The sequence below is a fragment of the Flexivirga caeni genome (assembly GCF_003724155.1).
Taxonomy (GTDB): domain Bacteria; phylum Actinomycetota; class Actinomycetes; order Actinomycetales; family Dermatophilaceae; genus Flexivirga; species Flexivirga caeni.
The window spans coordinates 90,857-113,679 of record NZ_RJJQ01000002.1 but is presented as its reverse complement, the minus strand read 5'-3'; the positions used below and the strand labels follow the sequence as shown (position 1 = coordinate 113,679).

Below are 22,823 nucleotides of genomic sequence, written 5' to 3'. Positions count from 1 at the left end.
CGGCATACGAGCACCACGAGAGGAGCACGGCGATGGAGCAGTCCCCGACGACCGGCCAGCTGAAAGTCCTGCGCTCACGCGTCTACCGCGGGCCGAACATCTGGCACTACGGCCCGGCCGTGCACCTGCTTGTCGGCCTCGGTGAGTTGGAGGACTTCCCCACCGATACGCTGCCCGGCTTCACCGATGCGCTGCTGGAGTGGCTGCCCGGCCTGGCCGAGCACACCTGCTCGCGAGGACACCGCGGCGGCTTTGTCGAACGACTGCGCGAAGGCACCTGGCTCGGACACGTCACCGAGCACGTCGCGCTGCAGCTGCAGCAGGAGGCGGGCCACGATCAGCGCCGTGGCAAGACCCGTGGTGAGAAGGACCGGCCGGGCATCTACAACGTGATCTTCGGTTTCTACGACGAGCGCGTCGGCGTCGCAGCCGGTGATCTCGCCGTGCGCGTCGTCAACGAATTGATCATTCCCACAGCCGATTTCGACTTCGGCACGGAGCTGGACCGCTTCCTGCGACTGGCCGGGCGCACCGCCTTCGGCCCGTCGACGGCAGCGATCATCGAGGAAGCCGTCAGCCGGGACATCCCCTGGACGCGGCTCAACCAGCACTCGCTGGTGCAGCTCGGGCAGGGCGTCCACGCGCAGCGGATCCGCGCGACCATGACCTCGCGCACGTCGGCGCTGGCGGTCGACATCGCGGGCGACAAGAACCTGACCGCGATTCTCCTCGGCTCCGCCGGGCTGCCCGTGCCCAAGGCGATCACCGTGCGCACCGCGGAGGGTGCGGCGGAGGCGGCCCGCTCCATCGGTTTCCCGGTCGTCATCAAGCCGCTGGACGGCAACCACGGCCGCGGCGTGATCCTTGACTTGCAGTCTGAGGAGGCGGTTCGGACGGCGTTTCCGCTCGCTGTCGAGCAGAGCCGTCGTGGCGTGGTGCAGGTCGAGTCGTTCATCACCGGCAAGGACTACCGGTGCCTGATCATCGGTGGCCGGATGGCGGCGATCGCCGAGCGCGTGCCGGCACACGTCGTCGGCGACGGCACGCACACCGTGGGCGAACTCGTCGAGATCACCAACTCCGATCCGCGCCGCGGCGTCGGGCACGAGAAGGTGCTCACCCGCATCGCGGTCGACGACGCCGCGGTGGCCCTGGTTCGTGAGCAGGGCTACGAGCTCACTGACGTCCCGCCCGCCGACGAAATGGTCAAACTGGCGCTGACCGGCAACATGTCGACGGGTGGCATCTCGATCGACCGCACCTTCGACGCACACCCCGACAACGTCGAAATCGCCGAGGAGGCAGCGCAACTCATCGGCCTGGACGTCGCCGGCATCGACTTCATCTGCCCGGACATCACGGCGCCGGTGCGGGAGACGGGCGGCGCGATCTGCGAGGTCAACGCGGCACCCGGCTTCCGGATGCACACGCACCCGACGGTGGGCGAACCACAGTTCATCGCGAAACCCGTTGTCGATCTTCTGTTTCCGCCGGGTGCGCCGTCCCGGGTGCCGATCGTCGCGGTGACCGGCACCAACGGCAAGACGACCACGTCGCGCATGCTGGCGCACATCATGAAGGGCCTGGGCCGCAAGGTCGGCATGACGTCCACCGACGGCATCGTGATCGACGAGCGGCTGGTCATTAAGGCCGACGCTTCGGGTCCGCGCTCGGCACGCATGGTGTTGCAGAACCCGCGCGTCGACTTTGCGGTCCTGGAGGTCGCCCGAGGCGGCATCCTCCGGGAGGGGCTGGGCTACGACCGCAACGACATCGCGATCGTCACCAACATCGCGCCGGACCACCTCGGCATGCACGGCATCGACACCCTCGAACAGCTTGCCCGCGTGAAATCCGTTGTGGTGGAAGCCGTTCCGCGCGACGGATATGCCGTGCTGAATGCCGACGACCCGCTGGTGCGCGCGATGCGCCGCCGGTGCTCGGGCACGGTCGTGTGGTTCTCGATGGAGCCGCCCGGCAGCCGAGTGCGCGACTTCATCGACGAGCGGTGCCGCCGCGGCGCTCGCGCTGTCGTGCTCGAACCGTCCGACCGCGGCGAGATGATCGTGCTGAAGCAGGGCCGGCGTGCGATGCCGCTGGCGTGGACGCACCTGCTGCCCTCCACCTTCGGCGGCACCGCCCGGATGAACGTCGCCAACGCACTGGCGGCGGCCGGCGCGGCGTTCGCGGCAGGGGCGCCGCTGCACGACATCCGGCAGGGTCTGCGAACGTTCACGACGACCTACTACCTGTCCCCCGGCCGGCTCAACCGGGTTGAGGTCAACCACGCCGAGGTCTTCGTCGACTACTGCCACAATCCGCCCGGCATGCACCGCCTCGGCGAGTTCGTGCAGGGGTACGTCGAGCAGCGCCAGGGCGCGGCCGATCACCGCATCTCCCGGATCGGCATGGTCGGTGCGGCCGGTGACCGCCGGGACGAGGACATTCGCGAGCTCGGCCGGGCGGCTGCGCAGTATTTCGACATCCTCATCGTGCGGGAGGACGACAACCTGCGCCGGCGCGCGCCCGGCGTCGCGGCCGGGCTGGTCGAGGAGGGCGTGCGGGAAGCGATGACCGCCGGAGCCCGCTGCCGCCAGGTGTTCATCGTCCTGAACGAACTCGAGGCCACCCGGCACGCGGTGCACCTGGCGAACCCCGGCGATCTGGTGATGCTCTGCGTCGACCAGCACGCAGCGGTCCTCGCCGAACTGGAAACCTTTACCCACCAGGCAAATGCCGGTGCGCACACCGACGACGAGCGACCCGGTGACCCCGACCTCGACCCGCAGCAACTGACGACGGAAGCCGGCACGGCCGACGGCGAACGGCTCGAGACTAGTGACGAGCCAGGCACTCCGTAGGGCTTGGTGATGGCACCCACTTCGTGGTCTCCGACCGAGGAGCAGTTCACGGCGGTCTACGGGCCGTGGCGCAGCCGCACACCCGGCGACGCCCGCGCGCTCGTCGACGGATATCCCGGCACCTGGTTCGTCGCGGGCGGCTGGGCGATCGAGGCGTTCACCGGCGTGCCGCGGTCCCACGAGGATTGCGACATCTCGATCCTGCGCGCCGAGGTCGAGACGTTCCGCGACTTCGTGCGAGGACGGTATGACGTCTGGGCCGCCGGGTCAGGTGCGCTGAAACCGGTGTTCGCCGACGACCCTGCACTGTTCGACGAGCGCGCCCACGACGGCGCCGAACAGATCTGGCTGCGCCCCGGCTGGGACCAGCCGTGGGAGTATGACGTGCTGCTCGCCCCAGGAAACGCGAAAACGTGGGTCTACAAACGTGATTCGTCGATCACCCGGCCAATGGACGAAGCCCTGTGGCACCGGGACGGCCTTCCCTACCTGCGCCCCGAGATCCAGCTGCTCTACAAGGCCCGCGGTCTCCGGCCCAAGGACCAGGTAGATTTCGACGCCACGTGGCCGCTGCTGGACGCGGCGCAACGTCACTGGCTCCAGGAGATGCTCGACCGCACCCTTCCCGGTCACCCGTGGCTGACCGCGGCGCCTCCGGTCCCTCGTTACCCCCACGAGTAGACACATCGCGCGCCATACCGCGCGATCGGCATACCCGACGGAAGCGCTGCTCTCAGGAGTATGCCCAGCGCGCGCCATACCGCGCGATCGGCATACCCGACGGCTGGGTAACGCGAACCTTCGTCATCTCCAGCCGGCTGCTACTCCCAGACCGCGGAGTCGGGCGCTCTACGTGGGGACAATGGTGAAGGCGGGCAGGTGGCGGGGTCGTACGTTGTCGAAGTCTCTGCGGTTTACGGTGGCGATGGTGGTGACGCCAAGCCGTTCGGCGACCGCGACCAGCGAGGCGTCGGTGCCGCCGATCCGCCGATCGGCATACTGCCGGACGAGTTCGGACATTCGGCGCAGATCGCCGTCAGTGAGGTCCAGTACACGGAAGCGGCGGTGAGGCTCACTGCCCATCGAATCGAGGAACCGCGCCTCTGCGGTCGGGCCGCCGAACCGGTCGATGAGGTAGCACGCCTCAGCCAGAACGGTGACCGGCAGGGCCAGCACGTCAGTCTGTTCTTCCAGCCAGCGAAGGCAGCGTTCGTGATCGGTATCGGACCTATCCGCCAGCGCCACGATGACGTTGGTGTCGACCAGAATCACGACGAACGGTCAGCGACCAAAGCCGTCGGCAAGCAGCTCGTCCACCCGCTGGGACAGGTCGCGGCGTCCGCTGTCGAAGCTCCCTACGAAATCAGGCAGGGGCTGCCGCCCAGGTTCAGCGTCGGTAGAGCGGGGATGCACAATCGGACCAACTACCCGCAGAGCGCGCTCGACCTGCTCGTCGTCCATATCGTCGACGAGCAGATGCAGCCGCTCACGGGTGGTCACAGGTCTATTGTGCCAGCTCAGCGCGAATGCGGCTGGAACGGGGCTGCGTGCTGATGGATGTCCTGACAGCCCTTCCGCTGGTCATGTGTCAGCGCCTGCATAAGGTGATCAGGTGGTGGAGCACACTCATCGCGAGTTGAGTTCGTCCTTCGGAGCAGCGGCGGTCGCATATGCCGAACAGCGGGATCTGTGCCGATGCCAAGCGTGCGGCCATCCGAACGCCGCACTCCCGCGTAGGCCGCGTCATCTCGGATCAGCTCACCGTCGATCGAATCTGGGTCAAAGGTGAGCCCGTCATCCACCTCCTGTGCCACATACCTGCTGGATTCGTCGTTCGACGTCTGGCACGTCATTGGTGAAGCCAGTGGCTGCGAGATCGATGTCCCGGGTCGGCCGCCTCGCCGTGAATGCCGCGAGGAGCACACCCCCTTTGAGGACGACGTCATCGGCATACGCCGACGCAGCGAGCCGCACCAGAAACCCTTCCAGCGCATAGAGCGTGAAGTATTCGGCGGGGTCCCTGCCACGGCGCCGTGCCAGACTTCGCAGTGCGTTGTAAGCGCGTCCTTCGGGAGTGTTCCCGGCCGGCGCGGGCGGAGTCACAGCAGCACCTCCAGAGCCGAACGCAGCCGGGGCAACGCCTTCGGGAACGATGATGCCGTCTTCAGCAAGGCCGACGGAGAGTTGCCACGGCGGGAAAGCCAACGCCGCAGGGCGAGGTGGGCGACATCGTTGCCCTCCTGGTGCATCAGGCGGAAGCAGTCGACGATCGTCCGCTCCGCTGAATACAGAGCGACCTCCATCCCCTCGCCAGCATCGGCGAACTCACGACCGATGTCGAAGGTCGCCACGTCGAAGCTGTGCCAGGAAGCGTGCTCCAGTCCCACAGGGTGCCTGGTTCCACGCGGGAGGGCGATGTCCGTGCTCAGCGGGATGGCATCACTCAGCTCGTGGCGGACGAGTGCACTCGTGAGGCACAGCGTCGCCGCGGGTCGCGCGGCGGTCGCTGCGGCAAGAGTGAGATACGTCGGGTCAATGGACTCCGGTCGCACGAACAACCCCCGGCCGAGCCGCTCGATCTGGCCGTGGGCCAGTAGCTCGTACACCTGGTCCTTCCGCAGGCCGGCGACACGAGCATCCGAGAGGGTGAACGCCGGAGGCAGAGCAATCGTCGACATGCCACTCCTTCAGCGCCCTCATCCGAAACGATGACACACTGAGGGTATCTGTATGCGTTTCGGAAAGCCACTGAGCCGATGCCAGCCGTCCCGGGAATGCCATTGCCATCCGTTCGAGTAGACACATCGCGCGGCATACCGCGCGATCGGCATACCCGACGGAAGCAGACGCCGCCGAGTGCTATTCGATCGCGGCGGTGAAGCGGGTGAGCGAGTTGAGGTATCGCTGCACGTCCGGCTCGGCACTGGATGCGACCAATTGGCCTGCGGTTGCTTGCAATGCCTCGGCATCGCGGCCGAGGTCGTGCAGCGTCAGCGCCCGGAAGAGGATGACAGCACTGTTGTCGGGGTAGTCCTCCGCCAGCTGGTCGAGGATCGCCAGCGACTCGCCCAAGCGGCCGAGGTGTCGCAGCGTGGACGCCTGCTGGATCATCGCCCGGTGCCGGTAGGGCTCGTCGAGCCGCCGCTTGCGGGCGCGTTCGTACCATTCGAGCGCCTGCTCCTCCTCCCCCGCGGAGTCGTAGCTGCCCGCCAGTTCGTAGAGCACGCGCCCGTCCTTCGGGAAACGCCGGTGCAGCGCCCGCGCGGCGTCGATCCGCGCCGCACTATCGGCCAGTTCCCACAGCTCGGCAATCTCGCGCTCCGCTTCATGCTCGCCCCGGGCAGCCACGACCTTGCGCCGGATCGTCGCAGCGTCGTCTGCAGTCGCACCGTGCGCCATCAGCCACTGGTGCAGCTTCGCCCGGTCCGAGTGGGTCATCATCGCCAAAACATCGCCATCGTGGGCCGCCGCGAGCAACCCGGTCAGCCCGCTGAACTCGTCCGGCCAGGACGCCGTCGGTATGCCGCCAACATGCGAAAGCCCTTGGCGTAGAAAACTTTCCAGCTCCTCCATGGACCGGCCGCGCAGATAGCGCTCCTTGTGCTGGATCTGCACCCGGTCTGCACCGACACCCGCCATCTCGCCCATCCGGACCAGGATCTCGTCCGTGCGGTCGCCGCCGGTGCCGAGTCCCAGCTGCAACTGCGACCCGGGCCGGACGAGGCCCCGCCCGACCCGCAGCAGCGCTTCCAGGCCGGCCTCGTTGTGCGCCATGTCGAGGATCACCGTGGCCGTGCCGGCCTGCGGCAGCGTCACCGTGTAGATGTTCATCCGCCCCGGATTGAGCCGGTAGTCCGGGGTGAAGGTGCGCAGACCCTCGACGACGGCATCCCGGGGCAGACCTGCGCCGAGCCCGGCGGCAGCACCGGCCAGCGCGTTGGCGACATTGTGCTCGGAGAGCCCGGACAAGGTCATGGGCACATCCACCAGGCTGATCAGCCGGTCCGGTGACGCGCCCGGACGCAGCACCGCGATGTCGCCATCGAGCACCGTGATGCCGCGCCCGTGCGCCTCCAGCGACTCGCGGAGCGAGGGCGATTCGGGATCCAGGCTGAAGCACCACGGCTGGCCGCTCGCCGACGTACGCATCGCCCAGACCCGTGGGTCGTCGCCGTTCAGCACGACCCAGCCCTTCGGCTTGGTCACCTTGGTGATGATCGCCTTCACCTCGGCCAACTGGTCAAGGGTCTCGATGCCATCCATGCCCAGGTGGTCCGGGCTGACGTTGGTCACGACGCTGACGTCGTTGTATGCCGTCCCGAGCCCGCGCCAGAGCATCCCGCCCCGCGCGGTCTCCAGCACCCCGAACTGCACGCCCGGTGCGCCGAGCACGGCCCGCGCGCCACCTGGGCCCGAGTAATCCCCGGAGTCGACCAGCTCGCCCTGGACCAGCACCCCGTCCGTGGAACTCCATCCGGTGCGCAGCCCGGCCGCCATACCCAGGTGGGCGATCAACCGGGTCGTGGTCGTCTTGCCATTGGTGCCCGTGACCGCCACCACCGGGATCGTGGGGCGCAGTGCCCGCACCCGCTCGCCGAGCGGTGCCGAGCGCACCCGATCTCCTGCTACGGCAAAGGCTTCCGTGACATTGGCCCCGTCGAGCAGGTCCTGCAGCAGCGGGCCGAGCACCTCGGAGACGACCTCGGCGCGCCCGGCATTGGCGAGTGCGCACACCACGACGATCTCGTCAATCTCCTCCCCCGCGCGTACCCGCACGCCGATGCGGACCACCCCCGCCTCACGCAGCACCAACCGGATGGTGCGCTCGACCAGCCGCAGCACGAAGCCGCGCCGTGCCTCGCTGCCGGGCTGGCCGGCCTCCCGCGCACGCACCCCCAAGGTTGCCCCCAGTGCGCGCAGCCGGTCGCCCTCGCCCTCGAGATAGCCCGGCACACGCAAGGTCAGCTTGACTGCTGGCCGGGTGAAATACAGGTTGGGGCCGCGCAGGATTCGCGCCCCGACGACGCGGACGCTGGCCGAGGTCTCCATGTCGGAGCAGCCTAGTGAATCGGTCTGGGACTCACTGCCCCATCGCGTGCACGCCGCCGTCGACGTGCACGATCTCACCTGTCGTGGCCGGGAACCAGTCCGACATGAGCGCCAGGCACGCCTGCGCGGCAGGACCGGGGTCGGTGACGTCCCAGCCCAGCGGCGCGCGCTCACTCCACCCTTGTTCCATCTCCTCGAAGCCGGGGATCGACTTGGCGGCCGTCGTCCGGATCGGCCCGGCCGACACCAGATTCGCACGGATGCCCTTCGGGCCGAGGTCGCGCGCGAGGTAGCGGTTGGTCGACTCGAACGCCGCCTTCGCGACCCCCATCCAGTCGTAGACCGGCCACGCGAACTTCGCGTCGAACGTCAGCCCGACCAGCGAGGACCCCTGTGTCATCAGCGGAAGTGCAGCAACCGCAAGTGCTTTCAGCGAGTATGCCGAGGCGTGCAACGCGGTCGCCGCGTCCTCCCAGGTGCCCGCCATGAAGTCGAACGCTCCGGGCGGCGCGAAGCCGATCGAGTGCAGCACTCCGTCGAGGGAGTCGATGCCCGCCGCCTGCAGCCGATCGGCCAGGCTGTCGAGGTCTTCGGCGCTGGTGACGTCGAGTTCGAAGAGCTCCGGCGTCGTCGGCAGCCGCTTGCTGATGGTTTGGGTGATCCGCATGATCCGGCCGAACGAGGTCAGGATCACCTCGGCGCCCTGCTTCTGCGCCAGCTTGGCCACGCGGAACGCGATGGAGGACTCCATCGTGATGCCGGTGATCAACAGCCGTTTGCCTTCGACGATGCCTGCCACGTCGACTCCCTTGTGTCCGTGTCGTTTTCGGTCTGGTTGTGGTTTCGGTGGGTGCGCGGTCAGTGACCCATGCCGAGACCGCCGTCGACGGGGATCACGGCGCCGTTGATGTAGGAAGCAGCGTCACTGGCGAGGAACCGCACCACCTGGGCGACCTCGTCGGGCTCGGCCAGCCGGGCGGCCGGGATCGAGTCGACATACGCCTTGCGCTGGGCCTCGGGCAGAGCACGCGTCATGTCGGTGTCGATGAAGCCCGGCGCGACGACGTTGGCGGTGATGGCTTTCTTGCCGAGTTCGCGTGCGATCGAACGCGCCATACCGACCAGGCCGGCCTTGGACGCGGCGTAGTTGACCTGACCCGGGCCGCCGAGCAGCCCGACAACACTGGAAACAAAGATAATTCGCCCGCCCTTGTTGCGAATCATGCCTTTGGTCGCGCGGCGTGCGCAGCGGAACGCTCCAGCGAGATTCGTGTCGATCACCGAGTCGAACTGCTCGTCCGTCATCCGCATCAAGAGGGTGTCCTCGGTGATACCGGCGTTGGCGACGACGACTTCCACCGGACCGCCGAAGTGTTCCTCGGCCGCAGCGAACGCGGCGTCGACCGAGGCGGTGTCGGTCACATCGCACGCCACCGTCGTGGCGCCGCCGGGACCGTCGGTGCCGCTGCGGGAGGTCACCACCACGTCGTCGCCGGTCGCAACGAACGCTTCGGCGATCGCCCGGCCGATTCCTCGGTTTCCTCCGGTGATCAGCACGTGCTGCGGCATCTGATGTCTCCTCGGCGATCGCTGCTCGCCGCTCCGGGTCCGGCGCGGGAACGACAGGCTATTGGACTACCCGACGGTAGCGCGCATGGCGTGCCAGAGTACGGCGACACCTACAATGGATGGCGTGCCCCGCCCGAAAGACCGTCCTGACGTGCCATCGGCGACCGATCTGCCGATGCCGGGCAAACACGACCTCGACAAGCGAATGCGCAACTACGCGATCGCGATGGGATTGCGGACGGCGGCATTCGTACTGGCCTACCTCCTCACCGGCCCGGCTCGCTGGGTATGCGTCGTTCTCGCCTGTGTGCTTCCCGAGATCGCGGTGATCGGCGCCAACGCGGCCAACCAGAAACGCAAGCGGGTGCGTGGCCGGCAGCGGCCGTTGTCGCCGCGGCAGCAGTTGCACGGCCCGCACCCGTGAGCCTTCCCGAGCCGATGGCGGCAGCGCGACCCACGCAGTGCAGCGCGAAAGGCTGCCGCCGGGATGCGTCATACGCCATCGTATGGCGCAACCCGCGGATCCATGCCGAGGACCGGCACAAGACCTGGCTCGCCTGCGACGAACACCGCACGACGTTGTCGGATTTCCTGTCGCTGCGCGGTTTTCCGATGCACGTCGTGCCGATCGATGAGCTCGACCCGGCCGACCGACCGAGCGCTCCTTAGCCGCCGATCGACGACATCGGCCGATCGGGCTGCTGGAAGGTCGGCTCCCCGATGCCGTGCCCGCGGTGCTTTCGCAGCAGGTTGGCGCGGATGACGTCCGCCAGTTCTTCATCGCTGGCGCCCGCACGCAACGGACCGCGCAGATCGTTCTCGTCACGCGCGAACAGGCAGTTGCGAACCTGACCGTCGGCCGTCAACCGCACCCGGTCACACGCCGCGCAGAACGGCGCCGTCACACTCGCGATGACGCCGACCGTCTCCGGGCCGCCGTCGACCAGGAAGAGCTCCGCGGGCGCGCTGCCACGCGTCTCGTCGGGCAGCGCCGTGAGCGTGAAGTGCTCCTCGAGCACCGTCCGCAGCTCGGCGGCGGTGAACATCCGGTCGCGCGCCCAGGTGTGCCCTGCGTCGAGCGGCATCTGCTCGATGAATCGCAACTGCAGGCCGCGGTGAAGGCACCACCGCAAGAGATCGGCCGGGTTGTCGCGTCCGCTGGCATCGTGCATCGCGACGGCGTTGATCTTCACCGGCGCGAGGCCTGCATCCTGGGCAGCCTTGATGCCGCGCTCCACGTCGGCGAAACGATCGCGCCGGGTGAGCTCCTTGAACCGCTCCGGCTCGACCGTGTCGAGGGAGATGTTGATGCGCTCCAGGCCCGCCTCCGCAAGCGGTCCCGCCAGGCGATCGAGGCCGATCCCGTTGGTGGTCATCGCGATTCGTGGCGCGTGGGGCAGCTCCGAGATGCGACGCACGAGACCCGGCAACCCGCGGCGCAGCAGCGGCTCGCCCCCGGTCAGGCGGATCGTCCGGATGCCGAGCCGGGTGAAGATGCCGATCACCCGCACGAGTTCGTCGTTGTCCAGCAGCTCCGGCCGCGGCAGCCAATCGAGCCCTTCTGCCGGCATACAGTAAGCGCACCGCAGATTGCATCGATCGGTCACCGAGACACGCAGGTCGGTCGCGATGCGGCCGAAGGTGTCCGGCAGGCCGGCGCGGGTTTCGTCGAGGGTGCTCATATGCCTCCAGGATATGCCGGTTACCGTCTTCATGTGCTCCGCAGGTTCTTCACCCGACGATGGTTGACGTGGCTCCTGGTGGCGATCGTGTGGGCCGTGGCGTGTGTCTTCCTCGGCAGGTGGCAATGGCACCGCTTCGAGGGCAAGAAGCTGTCCCAGCACCAGCTCAACGACAACTACAACGCCGATCCGGTGGGCATCACGTCGATCCTGCCGACCCAGGACGCCGTGCTGTCCCCCAACGACACGTGGAAACAGGTGGCGCTGCACGGCAGCTATCTCGCCGCGAAGCGCATCCTGGTGCGCAACCGGCCGAACGACGGCTACTACGGCTACGAGGTCGTCATACCCTTCCGGCAGACCAACGGCACCACCGTGCTGGTCGACCGGGGCTGGATCAACAACGGCCCGACCGCCGAAGCACCGTCCGCAGTGCCGGAAACGCCGCCCGGCGAAATCACCGTCGTCGGCTGGCTGCGCCCCGGAGAACCGATGAAGGACAAGAGGTCCGTGCCCGGTCAGGTGAATTCGATCGATCTGCACCAGATTTCGGGCCTTACCGGGCAGCAACTGCTCGGCGGCGCGTACGTCCTGATGCGCACGGAGAAGCCGGCCGCGGCGGTGACGCGGCACGGCCTGGCACCGCTGCCCAAGCCGACGCCCGGGGATTACGCGGGGGTCAATCTCAGCTATGCACTGCAGTGGTGGTTCGGTGCAGCCGCCGGCCTCGTGTTCTACGTCGTCCGGCTGCGCCGCGAGGAGCTGGAGTCCGACGAGACGCATCCGGTGAAGCCGAAGAAGGTGCGCATCTGGGACGAAGAGGACGAATAGCGCACGTCGGACTCGCTCAGCCCGCGGCCGGCTGCTCGCTGCGGTCCGGTTCGCGGAACTGCGTGTGGTAGAGGTCGGCATACGTGCCACCGGCTGCGAGCAGCTCCTCGTGCGTGCCACTCTGCACAATGCGCCCGTCCTCCATCACCAGGATCAGGTCGGCGTCCCGGATCGTGGACAGCCGGTGGGCGATCACGATCGAGGTGCGCCCGGCCAGCGCCGAGTCGAGCGCGCGGGAGACGGCGGCCTCCGACTCGGAGTCCAGATGGGCGGTCGCCTCGTCCAGCACCACCACAGACGGAGCCTTCAGCAACAAGCGCGCGATGGCGAGGCGCTGCTTCTCGCCGCCGGACAGCCGGTGCCCGCGGTCGCCGACCATCGTGTCCAAACCGTAGGGAAGTCGCTGCACCAGGTTCCAGACCTGTGCCTCGCGCAGCACCGTCTCCAGTTCGGCGTCGGTGGCGTCCGGCTTCGCATAGAGCAGGTTGGCGCGGATGGTGTCATGGAACATGTGCGCTTCCTGCGTGACCACCCCGACGCGGTCCCGCACGGTCTCGAAGCTTGCATCCCGCAGATTGACATCGCCGATGCGCACAGCGCCCGAGGTCGGGTCGTAGAGGCGCGAGACCAGCCCGATGGCCGTGGTCTTGCCCGCGCCGGACGGTCCGACGAGCGCCACCATCTGACCCGGCCGGGCGCTGAACGAAACTCCGTGCAGGACAGTCGATCCGTCGCCCTTGTCCCGGGTGAGCACGGTCTGCAGCGACTCGATGGAGACCTGCTCGGCAGTCGGATAGCGGAAGCTGACGTCATGGAACTCGACGCTCAGCGGACCTGCGGGAAGGTCTCTCGCGCCGGGCTTTTCGGCCACCAGCGGCTTGAGGTCGAGCACCTCGAAGACTCGCTCGAAGGAGATCAGCGCGGTCATCACGTCGACACGGACGCTGGACAACTGGGTCAGCGGTGCGTAGAGCCGGCCGAGCAGTGCCGCGAGTGCGAGCAGGGTGCCGATGGTCAGCGCACCGTGCACCGCCATAACGCCGCCGATGCCGTAGACGACAGCGGTCGCGAGTGACGCGAGTAGGGTCAGGCCGACCAGGAAGATCGCCCGCTGCACCGCGATGCTGATGCCGAAATCGCGCACCTTCGCGGCGCGTTCGGCATACTCCTGGTCTTCCTGCGCCGGGCGGCCGAAGAGCTTGACGAGCAACGCTCCGGCGACGTTGAAGCGCTCCGTCATACGGGCACCGAGGTCGGCGTTCTCGATCATCTGACCGCGGGTCAGGCCGGCCAGCCGGCGGCCCAGCATGCGCGTCGGGATGAGGAAGAACGGCACCAGCACCAGCGCCGCGAGAGTGATCTGCCACGACAGCGCCGCCATTGCGATCACGATGACGACAACGCTGACCAGGTTGGAAACCACGTTCGACATCACCGAGGTGAACGCCTGCTGAGCGCCGATCACGTCCGAATTCAGCCGGGTGACAAGGGCCCCCGTCTGCGCCCGGGTGAAGAACGCGATCGGCTGGCGCAACACGTGCCCGAAGACCTCGCGCCGCAGGTCGTAGATGAGTCCCTCGCCGAGGTTCGCCGACAGCCACCGCTCCACGACGCCGAGGGCCGCGTCGACGACCGCGACGACCGCCGCCGCGACAGCCAGCCAGACGACCAGCCGGGTGTCCTTGTCGCCGACGCCCTTGTCGACGATTTCCTTCAGAATCAACGGGGTTGCGATCACCAGCAGGGCGTCGAGCACGACGAGCACGAGAAACGCGCTGATGGTGCGCCGATAGGGGCGGGCATAGCCGAGGACCCGCTTTGCCGTTCCCGGCTTCAGCTTTGCCGCCTCGGTCGAGTCGCGCGTGAGCGAGTGCATCACCTGCCAGTTGCTCATCTGTCTCCCATCTCCGCGAACGACGGCTTCCTCACCGAGCGACGGCGCGATTGCACCGTCTCTCGGCGAATTCGCCGTCAGTCGGCAACAACGACCGCCCCGGATGTATGCCGCAGGCGTGTCTCAACGCCCGGCGCGGCGCAGGCCGGACGGGCCCGTCAGGCCAGCTCCACCAGGTCCGCGTAGTCCGGGCCCCACAGATCCTCGACCCCGTCAGGCAGCAGCAGCACGCGCTCGGGTTCGAGCGCCTCGACGGCACCCGGGTCGTGCGTGACGAGCACGACCGCACCCTCGAAGGCGTGCAGGGCCCCGAGGATCTCTTCGCGGGATGCCGGGTCCAGATTGTTCGTCGGCTCGTCGAGGAGCAGCACGTTCGCAGCCGAAACCACAAGCAGGGCAAGGGAAAGCCGCGTCTTCTCGCCACCGGACAGCACCCGTGCGGGCTTCTGCACGTCGTCGCCGCTGAACAGGAAGGACCCCAGTACCTTGCGTGTCTCGGTTTCGTCCAGGTCGGGCGCGGCCGACTTCATGTTCTCCAGGACGGTGCGATCGACGTCGAGATTCTCGTGCTCCTGCGCGTAGTAGCCGAGCTTGAGCCCGTGCCCGGCGATGACCTCGCCGGTGTCCGGCTGGTCCACCCCGGCGAGAATGCGCAGCAAGGTCGTCTTGCCGGCTCCGTTCAGGCCGAGGACGACGACCTTCGAGCCGCGGTCGATCGCCAGATCGACATCGGTGAAGATCTCCAGGGATCCGTAGGACCGGGACAGTCCCTCCGCCATCAACGGTGTCTTCCCGGACGCTGCAGGCGTCGGGAACCGCAGCTTGGCCACCTTGTCCTGCGCTCGCGTACCCTCAGCGCCGGCCAGCATCTTCTCGGCCCGGCGGATCATGTTCTGCGCCGCCGTGGCCTTGGTCGCCTTGTAGCGCATCTTCTCGGCCTGTGCGAGCAGCGCGGAGGCCTTCTTCTCGGCGTTCTGCCGCTCCCGGTGCCGGCGACGCTCGTCGGTCTCCCGCTGCTTCAGATAGGTCTTCCAGCCGACGTTGTACTGGTCGATCGCGGCCCGGTTCGCGTCCAGGTGGAAGACCCGGTTGACCACCTCGTCCAGCATCTCGACGTCGTGGCTGATGATGATCAGGCCGCCGGAGTAGGTCTTCAGGTAGTCGCGCAACCAGTGGATGGAGTCCGCGTCCAGGTGGTTGGTGGGCTCGTCGAGCAGCAAGGACTCAGCGCCGGAGAAGAGGATCCGGGCGAGCTCGACGCGGCGCCGCTGACCACCGGAAAGGGTCTGCAGCGGCTGGTCCAGGATGCGGGCGGGCAGACCGAGAGACGACGCCAGCGACGCGGCCTCCGACTCGGCGGCATACCCGCCCTTGCCGACGAATTCGTTGTCCAGCCGGGTATACCGGCGCATCGCGCGCTCGCGCTTGTCATCGTTCTCGTCGGCCATCGCCTTCTCGGCGGCACGCAGGTCACGAATCACCACATCCAGGCCACGCGCCGACAGGATGCGGTCACGCGCCACCATCGTCAGATCGCCGGTGCGAGGGTCCTGTGGCAGGTAGCCGATCTCCCCGGACGAGGTGACCGAGCCGGCCGCGGGCTGTCCCTCGCCGGCCAGCACCTTGGTCAAGGTCGTCTTCCCGGCGCCGTTGCGTCCGACGAGGCCGACGCGGTCACCGGCGGCGACCCGGAAGGTCGCTTCCTCCAAGAGGATTCGGGATCCCGCACGTAACTCGATCCCCTGGGCGGTGATCACGATCGTCCTTCCGTTCTGGCACATGACTGAGCGCATGAGGCGAAGATTCGTTCCACATCTTCGCCTCATGCGCCCGAAGCTCTTCAGTCGCTAGTCTACGCACGAGAGTCAGCGACGCCTCAATCGATTTCCGGTGTCGCTGGGAGGAAGGGGCACCCTGGTCGTGACGTTCAACGACAACGCCAACATCGGCACAAGTGACGTGTCCAGCGGGGGAAACGGTGGTGGCGGCGGGATGATGCCCGGCGGGGTCGCCGTCGGCGGGGTCGGCGGCGTGATCCTGGTGCTCCTCCTGGTGTTCTTCGGCGGCGATCTCACTGGTGGCTCCGGCGACAGCGCCTATCCCGGGCAGATCACCCAGGACCAGTCAAATCCCTACGGCCAGAAGCAGATCGGCTCAGGAAGCGACGCCATCCAGCAGCAACTCGACCAATGCCGGACCGGTGCCGACGCCAACAGGAACGATCTGTGCCTGATCAAGGGCACCGTCGCCAGCATCGAGGGATTCTGGCGGGTGTTCCTGCCTGAGCAGACCGGCCACAGCTACACCCCCGCGATGACCAAGGTCTTCGCCGGTCGGATGCAGACGGGCTGTGGCACGGCGAGCACACAGATGGGTCCGTTCTACTGTCCGCTCGACAAGCGGGTCTACCTCGACTCCGGCTTCTTCCAGGAGTTGCAGAGCGACTACGGCTCAGACGGCGGCCCGCTGGCCAAGGAATACGTGCTCGCGCACGAGTACGGCCATCACGTCCAGGACGTCCTCGGCCTGCTCGGCAAGGCACAGCAGGACCCGCAAGGCGCTGAATCCGGTTCAGTCCGAACGGAACTGCAGGCCGACTGCTTCGCCGGCATCTGGGCCGGGTATGCCGATGGCTCGCGCAACGGGCAGCACGGCGTGACCATCGAGCCACTGCTGAAGAAGATCACCAGTTCGGACATCGATTCGGCCCTGTCCGCGGCCGCAGCCGTCGGCGACGACCGGATTCAGGCCAAGGCTCAGGGCCGCGTGACTCCCGAGACGTGGACGCACGGCTCGTCCGCCGCACGGCAGAAGTGGTTCACCATCGGGTACGAGCAGGGCACCCTCCACGCGTGCAACACCTTCGGCGCAGCCGACGTGGAGTGAGCCGCACATTCCCACAGTTCGCCGCCTGGACGGCACCGCGCGGGCGCTGAGCCCGAAACCTCGACCGTCGAAGGTTACGTACGACGAGAACGGCCGCCGCTCGGTCAGATGTTGAACCCGAGGGCGCGCAGCTGCTCCCGGCCGTCCTCGGTGATCTTGTCCGGACCCCACGGCGGCATCCACACCCAGTTGATCCGGTGCGTCTCCACCAGACCCTCCAGGGCAGCTGAGGTCTGGTCCTCGATCACGTCCGTGAGCGGGCACGCGGCGGACGTCAGGGTCATGTCGATGACCGCGCTGTTGGCGCCGTCGACGGTGATGCCGTAGACGAGCCCGAGGTCGACGACGTTGATGCCGAGCTCGGGGTCGACGACGTCGCGCAGCGCTTCTTCGACGTCGGCGACGTTCGGTGGTGTGACTGTTTCGGCCATATCGATCAGACTCCCGATGTGCTGGTGACAGAACTGATGTCGACGCCCGCCTGCGCGAGTGCGTCGGTGTATGCCGCCCAGGGCAGCAGCGCGCACTTGACGCGCGCGGGATATTTCGAGACACCGGAGAACGCGACGCCGTCGCCGATGATCTCCTCATCGCCGGGGTCCTGACCCTTGGAGGTGAGCATCGTGTGCATGGCGTCATACGTCTGCAGCGAGTCGGCGACCGAGTGGCCGATTACCTGCTCGGCGAGCACCGATGCGGACGCCACAGAGATGGAACAGCCGAGGGAGTCGTAGGAGACGTCCTGCACGGTGTCACCTGCCACCCGGACGCGCAGCGTCACCTCGTCACCGCAGGTGGTGTTCACGTGATGCGTCTGCGCGTCGAACGGCTCACGCAGCCCGGCATGTTCGGGATGCTTGGCGTGGTCGAGGATCAGCTCCTGGTAGAGGTCCATCAGACGGCCACCCCGAAGATCGCGGGCACCCGGTCGAGCGCCGTCAGGAAGGCGTCGACCTCCCCGAGTGTGGTGTAGGGACCGAAACTGGCTCTCGTCGTCGCGGTGATCCGCGATGCCCGATGCAGCGGCCAGGCACAGTGGTGTCCCGTGCGCACGGCGACGCCCGAGTCGTCCAGCACCTGCCCCACGTCATGCGGGTGGACGCCATCGATGACGAATGCGACTGCGCCCGTGCGCTTTTCAACGGACCGCGGACCGAGCACACGCACCCACGGGCGCTCCGCGAGCCCGTCGAGCACCGCCTGGGTGATAGACCGGTCATGCGCGGCGACGGCGTGCATGCCGAGAGCCGACAGGTAGTCGCACGCGGCGGCCAGGCCGACGGCCTGCGACTCGTTCGGCACGCCGGCCTCGAAACGCTGCGGCGGCGCCGCGTAGGTCGAACCCTCCATCCGGACCAGCTCGATCATCGAGCCGCCGTAGAGGAAAGGCGGCATCGCGTCCAGCAGTTCGCGCCGCCCGGCGAGCACGCCCACGCCATACGGCCCGAGCATCTTGTGTCCGCTGAACGCCATGAAATCGACACCGAGCGAGCCGAAGTCCACCGGCAGGTGCGGCACCGACTGACAGGCGTCCAGCACTGTGAGCGCACCGACCGCCCGAGCCTTGGCCACCAGCTCCCGCACCGGATTGATGGTGCCCAGGACGTTCGAAACATGAGCGAAGGCAACGACTTTCGTGCGCTCGGTGAGCAACTCGTCGATGCCGGTTAGGTCGAGTTCGCCGTCGCCGGTCACTTCGATCCAGCGCAGCGTGGCGCCGGTGCGGCGCGCGAGTTCCTGCCACGGCACGAGGTTGGCGTGGTGCTCCATGACCGTGGTGAGGATCTCGTCGCCCGGCCCGATGCGGAAGCGTGCGGTGACCGCCGGGTCCGCACCGGGTATGCCGAGAGCGTCCGGCGCGTCTGCGTCTGCCGCCACGACCGCCACGTTGCTGAACGCGTAGGCGACCAGGTTGAGCGCTTCGGTCGCACTCTTGGTGAAGACCACCTCACCCGGCTGCGCGCCGATGAAACCCGCCACGGTCGCCCGGGCGCCCTCGAATGCCTCGGTCGCTTCCTCGGCCAGCTGATGCGCGCCACGATGTGCGGCGGCGTTGTGCTGCTCGTAGAAGTCGCGTTCGGCGTCAAGCACCGCACGCGGCTTCTGCGAGGTCGCACCCGAGTCGAGGTAGACCAGCGGCCGTCCGTCGCGCACGGTGCGCGACAGGATCGGGAAATCCTGCCGGACTGTCTCGACGTCAAAGCCATTCATTACTGAACTTCCCTGTGCCCCAGGTGACTTCGCCGCTCAGACCCTCGCCGCGAGGAAGCGGTCGTAGCCCTCTTCCTCCAAGCGCTCGGCCAGCTCCGGGCCACCTTCCTCGGCGACCTTGCCGTCGACGAAGACGTGCACGAAGTCCGGCTTGATGTAGCGCAGGATCCGCGTGTAGTGCGTGATCAGCAGCACGCCGGTGTTGTCCTTGCCCTGGGCGCGGTTGACACCCTCGGACACGATGCGCAGCGCGTCGACGTCCAGGCCGGAGTCGGTCTCGTCGAGGATCGCGATCTTCGGCTCCAGGAGCTCGAGCTGCAGGATTTCGTGGCGCTTCTTCTCACCACCGGAGAAGCCCTCGTTGACACCGCGCTCGGCGAAGTCGTTGTCCATCCGCAGCTCCGCCATGGCGGCCTTGACGTCCTTGGTCCAGGTGCGCAGCTTGGGCGCCTCGCCGGAGACGGCGGTCTTCGCCGTGCGCAGGAAGTTGGTGACCGTGACGCCGGGCACCTCAACGGGATACTGCATCGCCAGGAACAGCCCGGCGCGGGCGCGCTCGTCCACGCTCATCGCCAGCACATCCTCGCCGTCGAGCGTCACGGTGCCGCTCGTCACGGCATACTTCGGGTGTCCCGCGATGCTGTAGGCGAGGGTGGACTTGCCCGAACCGTTCGGGCCCATGATCGCGTGGGTCTCCCCCGACCGCACCGTCAGGTTGACGCCCTTGAGGATCTCCTTGGTGTCGTTCTCGGTGTCGACCGAAACGTGCAGGTCTCGAATCTCCAGCGTTGCCATTGTATTTCAGCTCTCAATCTGTGAGTTTCACGAAGTCGGTAGGCGGCTACGGGCAGCCCTAGGACGTGGGGACGGAGACGAAGACGTCGCCGTCCTGAACGCGGACGGGGTAGACCGCGATGGGCACCGTGGCCGGCGGTCCGGTCGGTTTGCCAGTGCGCAGGTCGAAGCGGGAGCCGTGCAGCCAGCACTCGATCGTGCAGCCGTCGACCTCACCCTCGGAGAGCGAGACATTGGCATGGCTGCACGTGTCGTTGACCGCGTGGACGACGCCCTCGTCGTCCAGCACCATGGCTACCCGCACGCCGTTGATCTCGGCAAGCGCGGCTTCTCCCGCGGGCAACTCGGTCAGCGCGCACACGCGGACGAAATCGGCGGTGAGCTGGTCGGTTTCGCTCATGCGGTGTCACCCACGGCGAGTTCCTCGTCGATCGCGGCCATCAGCGGGTCCACGACGTCCGGCACGCCGATCTTGTTGATGACGTCGGCGAAGAAGCCACGCACGACGAGCCGCCGCGCTTCGTGCTCGGGTATGCCGCGGGCCTGCAGGTAGAAGAGCTGCTCGTCGTCGAACCGGCCGGTGGAGCTGGCGTGTCCGGCGCCCGCGATGTCCCCGGTCTCGATCTCCAGGTTGGGCACCGAGTCGGCGCGCGCACCGTCGGTGAGCACCAGGTTGCGGTTGAGCTCGTAGGTGTCCGTGCCCTCCGCCTCTGCGCCGATCAGCACGTCACCGACCCAGACGCTGTGCGCACCGTCGCCCTGCAGGGCTCCCTTGTAGGTCACCAGGGACTTGCAGCGCGGAGCGTTGTGGTCGATGTAGGTCCGGTGCTCCAGATGCTGGTGCGCGTCGGCGAAGTAGACACCGAGCAGGGTGGCGTCGGCGCCCGGACCGGCATACTTCACGTTCGCGTTGATCCGGACGATCGCACCACCCAGCGTGACGGCGATGTGCCGGTAGGTCGCATCCCTACCGACGAGCGCCTCGTGCTGAGCGAGATGGATCGCGTCGTCCGCCCACTGCTGGACGGAGACGACGGTGAGGTGCGCTCCGTCACCGACGACGACCTCGACGTTGGCCGTGTGCTCACCGGAGCCGGTGTGCTCGAGGATGACGAGGGCATGCGCGTTCGCGCCGGCCTCGATGACGACGTGACCGTTGGAGCGCTTGCCCTGGGCGCCGCGCACCTGCACGCGCACCGGCTCGGCATACTCGGTGTCCGCGGCGAGCAGCAGGTGCAACGCCTTGCGGCTGTGCGCATGTGCGAGCGCTGAGGCACGGTCGCCGGGGATCAGCGCAGTGCCGCGCACACCCTCGCCGGCAGCGAGCGGTGGTGCGATCACCGACGAGTCGGAGACCTCGACGGTCATCGCGCCCTCGTCGGTCGGCTCGTCAGCAAGGAGACCGGTCAGCCGGTCGACCGGCGTGAAGCGCCAGTCCTCCTCGCGGCCGTGCGGCATCGGGAAGTCGGCGACATCGAACGACGCGGTGCGCTCGGCGCGCGACTTCTCGGGGACTGCGGCGAGCTGGGCGGCCGGGTCAATGTGCGTCTTCGGCGAAGACGTCAACAGGGAGTTCAACATGGTCCTTTCAGGTGGTGGGGGCGACCGGCTGGGTGGGCGGCGAGTCAGCCGACCGCGCCCTCCATCTGGAGTTCGATCAGGCGGTTGAGTTCGAGGGCGTACTCCATCGGCAGCTCCCGCGCGATCGGCTCGACGAAGCCACGCACGATCATCGCCATCGCCTCGTCCTCGGTCATGCCGCGTGACATGAGGTAGAAGAGCTGGTCCTCGCTCACCTTGGAAACCGTTGCCTCGTGGCCCATTTCGACGTCGTCTTCGCGCACGTCGACATAGGGGTAGGTGTCGGAGCGGCTGATCTGGTCGACCAGCAGCGCGTCGCACACCACGGAGCTCTTGGAGTGCTCGGCACCCTCCAGCACCTGCACCAGGCCGCGGTATGACGTGCGGCCGCCGCCCCGCGCCACGGACTTCGAGACGATGTGCGAGCTCGTGTGCGGCGCCGCGTGCACCATCTTGGAGCCGGTGTCCTGGTGCTGGTCCTCGCCGGCGAAGGCAATCGACAGGGTCTCACCGCGGGCGTGCTCACCGAGCAGGAACACCGCGGGGTACTTCATCGTGACCTTGGAGCCGATGTTGCCGTCGATCCATTCCATGGTGGCGCCGGCCTCGCAGGTGGCCCGCTTGGTGACCAGGTTGTAGACGTTGTTCGACCAGTTCTGGATCGTCGTGTAGCGGACGCGCGCGTTCTTCTTCACCACAATCTCGACGACGGCCGAGTGGAGCGAGTCCGACTTGTAGATCGGGGCGGTGCAGCCTTCGACGTAGTGGACGTAGGAGTCCTCGTCCGCAATGATCAGCGTCCGCTCGAACTGCCCCATGTTCTCGGTATTGATCCGGAAGTAGGCCTGCAGCGGGATGTCGACGTGCACACCCTTGGGCACGTAGATGAACGAACCACCCGACCAGACAGCGGTGTTCAGTGACGCGAACTTGTTGTCGCCGGCCGGGATGACCGAGCCGAAGTATTCCTTGAAGATGTCCTCGTGCTCGCGCAGGCCGGTGTCGGTGTCGACGAAGATGACACCCTTCTCCTCCAGGTCCTCACGGATCTGGTGGTAGACGACCTCGGACTCATACTGCGCCGCGACGCCCGCGACCAAGCGCTGCTTCTCGGCCTCCGGAATGCCGAGCTTGTCGTAGGTCGCCTTGATGTCCTCGGGCAGTTCGTCCCAGGTGGCCGCCTGCTTCTCGGTGGACTTCACGAAGTACTTGATGTTCTGGAAGTCGATGCCGGTGAGGTCCGCGCCCCACCACGGCATGGGCTTCTTGTCGAAGAGCTTCAGCGCCTTCAGGCGACGCTGCAGCATCCAGTCGGGCTCGCTCTTGCGACCCGAGATGTCGGCGACGACCTCCGGCGAGAGACCTCGGCGCGCACTGGCACCAGCGACATCACTGTCCGCCCAGCCGTACTCGTAGTTGCCGATGCCCTTCAGTCCCGGGTTGAGCTCTTCAATGGTGGTCATC

23 protein-coding genes are annotated in these 22,823 nt (G+C 67.4%); 6 read left to right on the top strand and 17 right to left on the bottom strand.

The window, feature by feature from the left end; translation table 11 throughout:
- The first annotated feature begins 32 nt into the window (after positions 1-32).
- Together cphA and EFY87_RS02880 are read left to right on the top strand one after the other, a co-directional pair.
- Positions 33-2,861, top strand: coding sequence for a cyanophycin synthetase (cphA, locus tag EFY87_RS02885; protein WP_123269959.1), 2,829 nt, complete (start codon positions 33-35; stop codon positions 2,859-2,861).
- Positions 2,862-2,870: 9 nt separating this feature from the next.
- Positions 2,871-3,542: a hypothetical protein gene (locus tag EFY87_RS02880; RefSeq protein WP_123269958.1), complete on the top strand. Its 672-nt coding sequence runs from the start codon at positions 2,871-2,873 to the stop codon at positions 3,540-3,542.
- 168 nt (positions 3,543-3,710) lie between these two features.
- Here the strand turns inward: EFY87_RS02880 and EFY87_RS02875 are convergent, their stop codons facing one another.
- The 7 genes from EFY87_RS02875 to fabG all read right to left on the bottom strand — a co-directional run bounded on the left by EFY87_RS02875 (position 3,711) and on the right by fabG (position 9,479).
- Positions 3,711-4,133 (bottom strand): type II toxin-antitoxin system VapC family toxin, encoded by a 423-nt coding sequence (locus EFY87_RS02875; RefSeq protein WP_123269957.1) that lies wholly within the window; start codon positions 4,131-4,133, stop codon positions 3,711-3,713.
- Positions 4,134-4,142: 9 nt separating this feature from the next.
- On the bottom strand, positions 4,143-4,361 hold the full coding sequence (locus EFY87_RS02870; protein ID WP_123269956.1) for a hypothetical protein: 219 nt from the start codon (positions 4,359-4,361) through the stop codon (positions 4,143-4,145).
- A gap of 294 nt (positions 4,362-4,655) precedes the next feature.
- Complete coding sequence (locus EFY87_RS20490; protein ID WP_220093473.1) at positions 4,656-4,964, bottom strand: nucleotidyl transferase AbiEii/AbiGii toxin family protein; 309 nt, start codon at positions 4,962-4,964, stop codon at positions 4,656-4,658.
- Entirely contained in the window at positions 4,961-5,539 is a 579-nt protein-coding gene (locus tag EFY87_RS02860) for a type IV toxin-antitoxin system AbiEi family antitoxin domain-containing protein (RefSeq protein WP_123269955.1), read from the bottom strand. Before EFY87_RS02860 ends, EFY87_RS20490 begins: the two co-directional genes overlap by 4 nt.
- Positions 5,540-5,720: 181 nt before the next feature.
- A complete protein-coding gene (locus EFY87_RS02855; RefSeq protein ID WP_123269954.1) occupies positions 5,721-7,910 on the bottom strand; it encodes a tetratricopeptide repeat protein in 2,190 nt (729 codons plus the stop codon).
- A 31-nt stretch (positions 7,911-7,941) separates the two neighbouring features.
- On the bottom strand, positions 7,942-8,709 hold the full coding sequence (gene fabI, locus EFY87_RS02850) for an enoyl-ACP reductase FabI (RefSeq protein WP_425459345.1): 768 nt from the start codon (positions 8,707-8,709) through the stop codon (positions 7,942-7,944).
- 59 nt (positions 8,710-8,768) lie between these two features.
- Positions 8,769-9,479, bottom strand: a complete 711-nt coding sequence (fabG, locus tag EFY87_RS02845) for a 3-oxoacyl-ACP reductase FabG (RefSeq protein WP_123269953.1) — start codon at positions 9,477-9,479, stop codon at positions 8,769-8,771.
- A 124-nt stretch (positions 9,480-9,603) separates the two neighbouring features.
- On the opposite strand from fabG, the gene EFY87_RS02840 reads away from it, so the two are divergent.
- Positions 9,604-9,903 (top strand): DUF3099 domain-containing protein, encoded by a 300-nt coding sequence (locus tag EFY87_RS02840; protein ID WP_245988355.1) that lies wholly within the window; start codon positions 9,604-9,606, stop codon positions 9,901-9,903.
- Positions 9,900-10,148, top strand: a complete 249-nt coding sequence (locus EFY87_RS02835) for a hypothetical protein (protein ID WP_245988352.1) — start codon at positions 9,900-9,902, stop codon at positions 10,146-10,148. The genes EFY87_RS02840 and EFY87_RS02835 overlap by 4 nt, the downstream gene beginning before the upstream one ends.
- Here the strand turns inward: EFY87_RS02835 and moaA are convergent.
- A complete protein-coding gene (gene moaA / locus EFY87_RS02830; RefSeq protein WP_123269950.1) occupies positions 10,145-11,161 on the bottom strand; it encodes a GTP 3',8-cyclase MoaA in 1,017 nt (338 codons plus the stop codon). The two genes, EFY87_RS02835 and moaA, sit on opposite strands and share 4 nt — an antisense overlap.
- Before the next feature lie 78 nt (positions 11,162-11,239).
- On the opposite strand from moaA, the gene EFY87_RS02825 reads away from it, so the two are divergent.
- Positions 11,240-11,992: an SURF1 family cytochrome oxidase biogenesis protein gene (locus EFY87_RS02825; RefSeq protein ID WP_158607478.1), complete on the top strand. Its 753-nt coding sequence runs from the start codon at positions 11,240-11,242 to the stop codon at positions 11,990-11,992.
- 16 nt (positions 11,993-12,008) lie between these two features.
- Here the strand turns inward: EFY87_RS02825 and EFY87_RS02820 are convergent, their stop codons facing one another.
- Both EFY87_RS02820 and EFY87_RS02815 read right to left on the bottom strand, forming a co-directional pair.
- Entirely contained in the window at positions 12,009-13,886 is a 1,878-nt protein-coding gene (locus tag EFY87_RS02820; RefSeq protein ID WP_123269948.1) for an ABC transporter ATP-binding protein, read from the bottom strand.
- Positions 13,887-14,044: 158 nt separating this feature from the next.
- On the bottom strand, positions 14,045-15,643 hold the full coding sequence (locus EFY87_RS02815) for an ABC-F family ATP-binding cassette domain-containing protein (RefSeq protein WP_123270214.1): 1,599 nt from the start codon (positions 15,641-15,643) through the stop codon (positions 14,045-14,047).
- 163 nt (positions 15,644-15,806) lie between these two features.
- Here EFY87_RS02815 and ypfJ point away from each other — a divergent pair, with 163 nt between their 5' ends.
- Positions 15,807-16,772 (top strand): KPN_02809 family neutral zinc metallopeptidase, encoded by a 966-nt coding sequence (gene ypfJ / locus EFY87_RS02810; protein ID WP_123269947.1) that lies wholly within the window; start codon positions 15,807-15,809, stop codon positions 16,770-16,772.
- 104 nt (positions 16,773-16,876) lie between these two features.
- Here ypfJ and EFY87_RS02805 read toward each other — a convergent pair whose 3' ends face one another.
- From EFY87_RS02805 to sufB, 7 genes are read right to left on the bottom strand one after another with little or no spacing between them, the layout of a single operon-like run.
- Positions 16,877-17,203 (bottom strand): metal-sulfur cluster assembly factor, encoded by a 327-nt coding sequence (locus tag EFY87_RS02805; RefSeq protein ID WP_123269946.1) that lies wholly within the window; start codon positions 17,201-17,203, stop codon positions 16,877-16,879.
- A gap of 5 nt (positions 17,204-17,208) precedes the next feature.
- Positions 17,209-17,667: a Fe-S cluster assembly sulfur transfer protein SufU gene (gene sufU / locus EFY87_RS02800; protein ID WP_123269945.1), complete on the bottom strand. Its 459-nt coding sequence runs from the start codon at positions 17,665-17,667 to the stop codon at positions 17,209-17,211.
- Entirely contained in the window at positions 17,667-18,983 is a 1,317-nt protein-coding gene (locus tag EFY87_RS02795) for an aminotransferase class V-fold PLP-dependent enzyme (protein WP_123269944.1), read from the bottom strand. Before EFY87_RS02795 ends, sufU begins: the two co-directional genes overlap by 1 nt.
- A gap of 36 nt (positions 18,984-19,019) precedes the next feature.
- A complete protein-coding gene (sufC, locus tag EFY87_RS02790; protein WP_123269943.1) occupies positions 19,020-19,778 on the bottom strand; it encodes a Fe-S cluster assembly ATPase SufC in 759 nt (252 codons plus the stop codon).
- Positions 19,779-19,836: 58 nt separating this feature from the next.
- Positions 19,837-20,178, bottom strand: a complete 342-nt coding sequence (locus EFY87_RS02785; protein WP_123269942.1) for a non-heme iron oxygenase ferredoxin subunit — start codon at positions 20,176-20,178, stop codon at positions 19,837-19,839.
- Positions 20,175-21,359, bottom strand: coding sequence for a Fe-S cluster assembly protein SufD (gene sufD, locus EFY87_RS02780; RefSeq protein ID WP_123269941.1), 1,185 nt, complete (start codon positions 21,357-21,359; stop codon positions 20,175-20,177). Before sufD ends, EFY87_RS02785 begins: the two co-directional genes overlap by 4 nt.
- A 44-nt stretch (positions 21,360-21,403) precedes the next feature.
- Positions 21,404-22,822 carry a Fe-S cluster assembly protein SufB gene (gene sufB / locus EFY87_RS02775; protein WP_123269940.1) on the bottom strand — a complete coding sequence of 473 codons (1,419 nt, stop codon included), beginning with the start codon at positions 22,820-22,822 and terminating at the stop codon, positions 21,404-21,406.
- Position 22,823 lies beyond the last annotated feature (1 nt).

What these genes read in the sequence shown, in the direction of transcription:
- EFY87_RS02855 (WP_123269954.1), bottom strand. Translation starts at nt 7,910, where the DNA reads ATGGAGACCTCGGCCAGCGTCCGCGTCGTCGGGGCGCGAATCCTGCGC.
- EFY87_RS02795 (WP_123269944.1), bottom strand. Translation starts at nt 18,983, where the DNA reads ATGAATGGCTTTGACGTCGAGACAGTCCGGCAGGATTTCCCGATCCTG.
- EFY87_RS02820 (WP_123269948.1), bottom strand. Translation starts at nt 13,886, where the DNA reads ATGAGCAACTGGCAGGTGATGCACTCGCTCACGCGCGACTCGACCGAG.
- sufB (WP_123269940.1), bottom strand. Translation starts at nt 22,822, where the DNA reads ATGACCACCATTGAAGAGCTCAACCCGGGACTGAAGGGCATCGGCAAC.
- sufU (WP_123269945.1), bottom strand. Translation starts at nt 17,667, where the DNA reads ATGGACCTCTACCAGGAGCTGATCCTCGACCACGCCAAGCATCCCGAA.
- sufD (WP_123269941.1), bottom strand. Translation starts at nt 21,359, where the DNA reads ATGTTGAACTCCCTGTTGACGTCTTCGCCGAAGACGCACATTGACCCG.
- cphA (WP_123269959.1), top strand. Translation starts at nt 33, where the DNA reads ATGGAGCAGTCCCCGACGACCGGCCAGCTGAAAGTCCTGCGCTCACGC.
- fabG (WP_123269953.1), bottom strand. Translation starts at nt 9,479, where the DNA reads ATGCCGCAGCACGTGCTGATCACCGGAGGAAACCGAGGAATCGGCCGG.
- EFY87_RS02785 (WP_123269942.1), bottom strand. Translation starts at nt 20,178, where the DNA reads ATGAGCGAAACCGACCAGCTCACCGCCGATTTCGTCCGCGTGTGCGCG.
- moaA (WP_123269950.1), bottom strand. Translation starts at nt 11,161, where the DNA reads ATGAGCACCCTCGACGAAACCCGCGCCGGCCTGCCGGACACCTTCGGC.
- sufC (WP_123269943.1), bottom strand. Translation starts at nt 19,778, where the DNA reads ATGGCAACGCTGGAGATTCGAGACCTGCACGTTTCGGTCGACACCGAG.
- EFY87_RS02805 (WP_123269946.1), bottom strand. Translation starts at nt 17,203, where the DNA reads ATGGCCGAAACAGTCACACCACCGAACGTCGCCGACGTCGAAGAAGCG.
- EFY87_RS02880 (WP_123269958.1), top strand. Translation starts at nt 2,871, where the DNA reads ATGGCACCCACTTCGTGGTCTCCGACCGAGGAGCAGTTCACGGCGGTC.
- EFY87_RS02860 (WP_123269955.1), bottom strand. Translation starts at nt 5,539, where the DNA reads ATGTCGACGATTGCTCTGCCTCCGGCGTTCACCCTCTCGGATGCTCGT.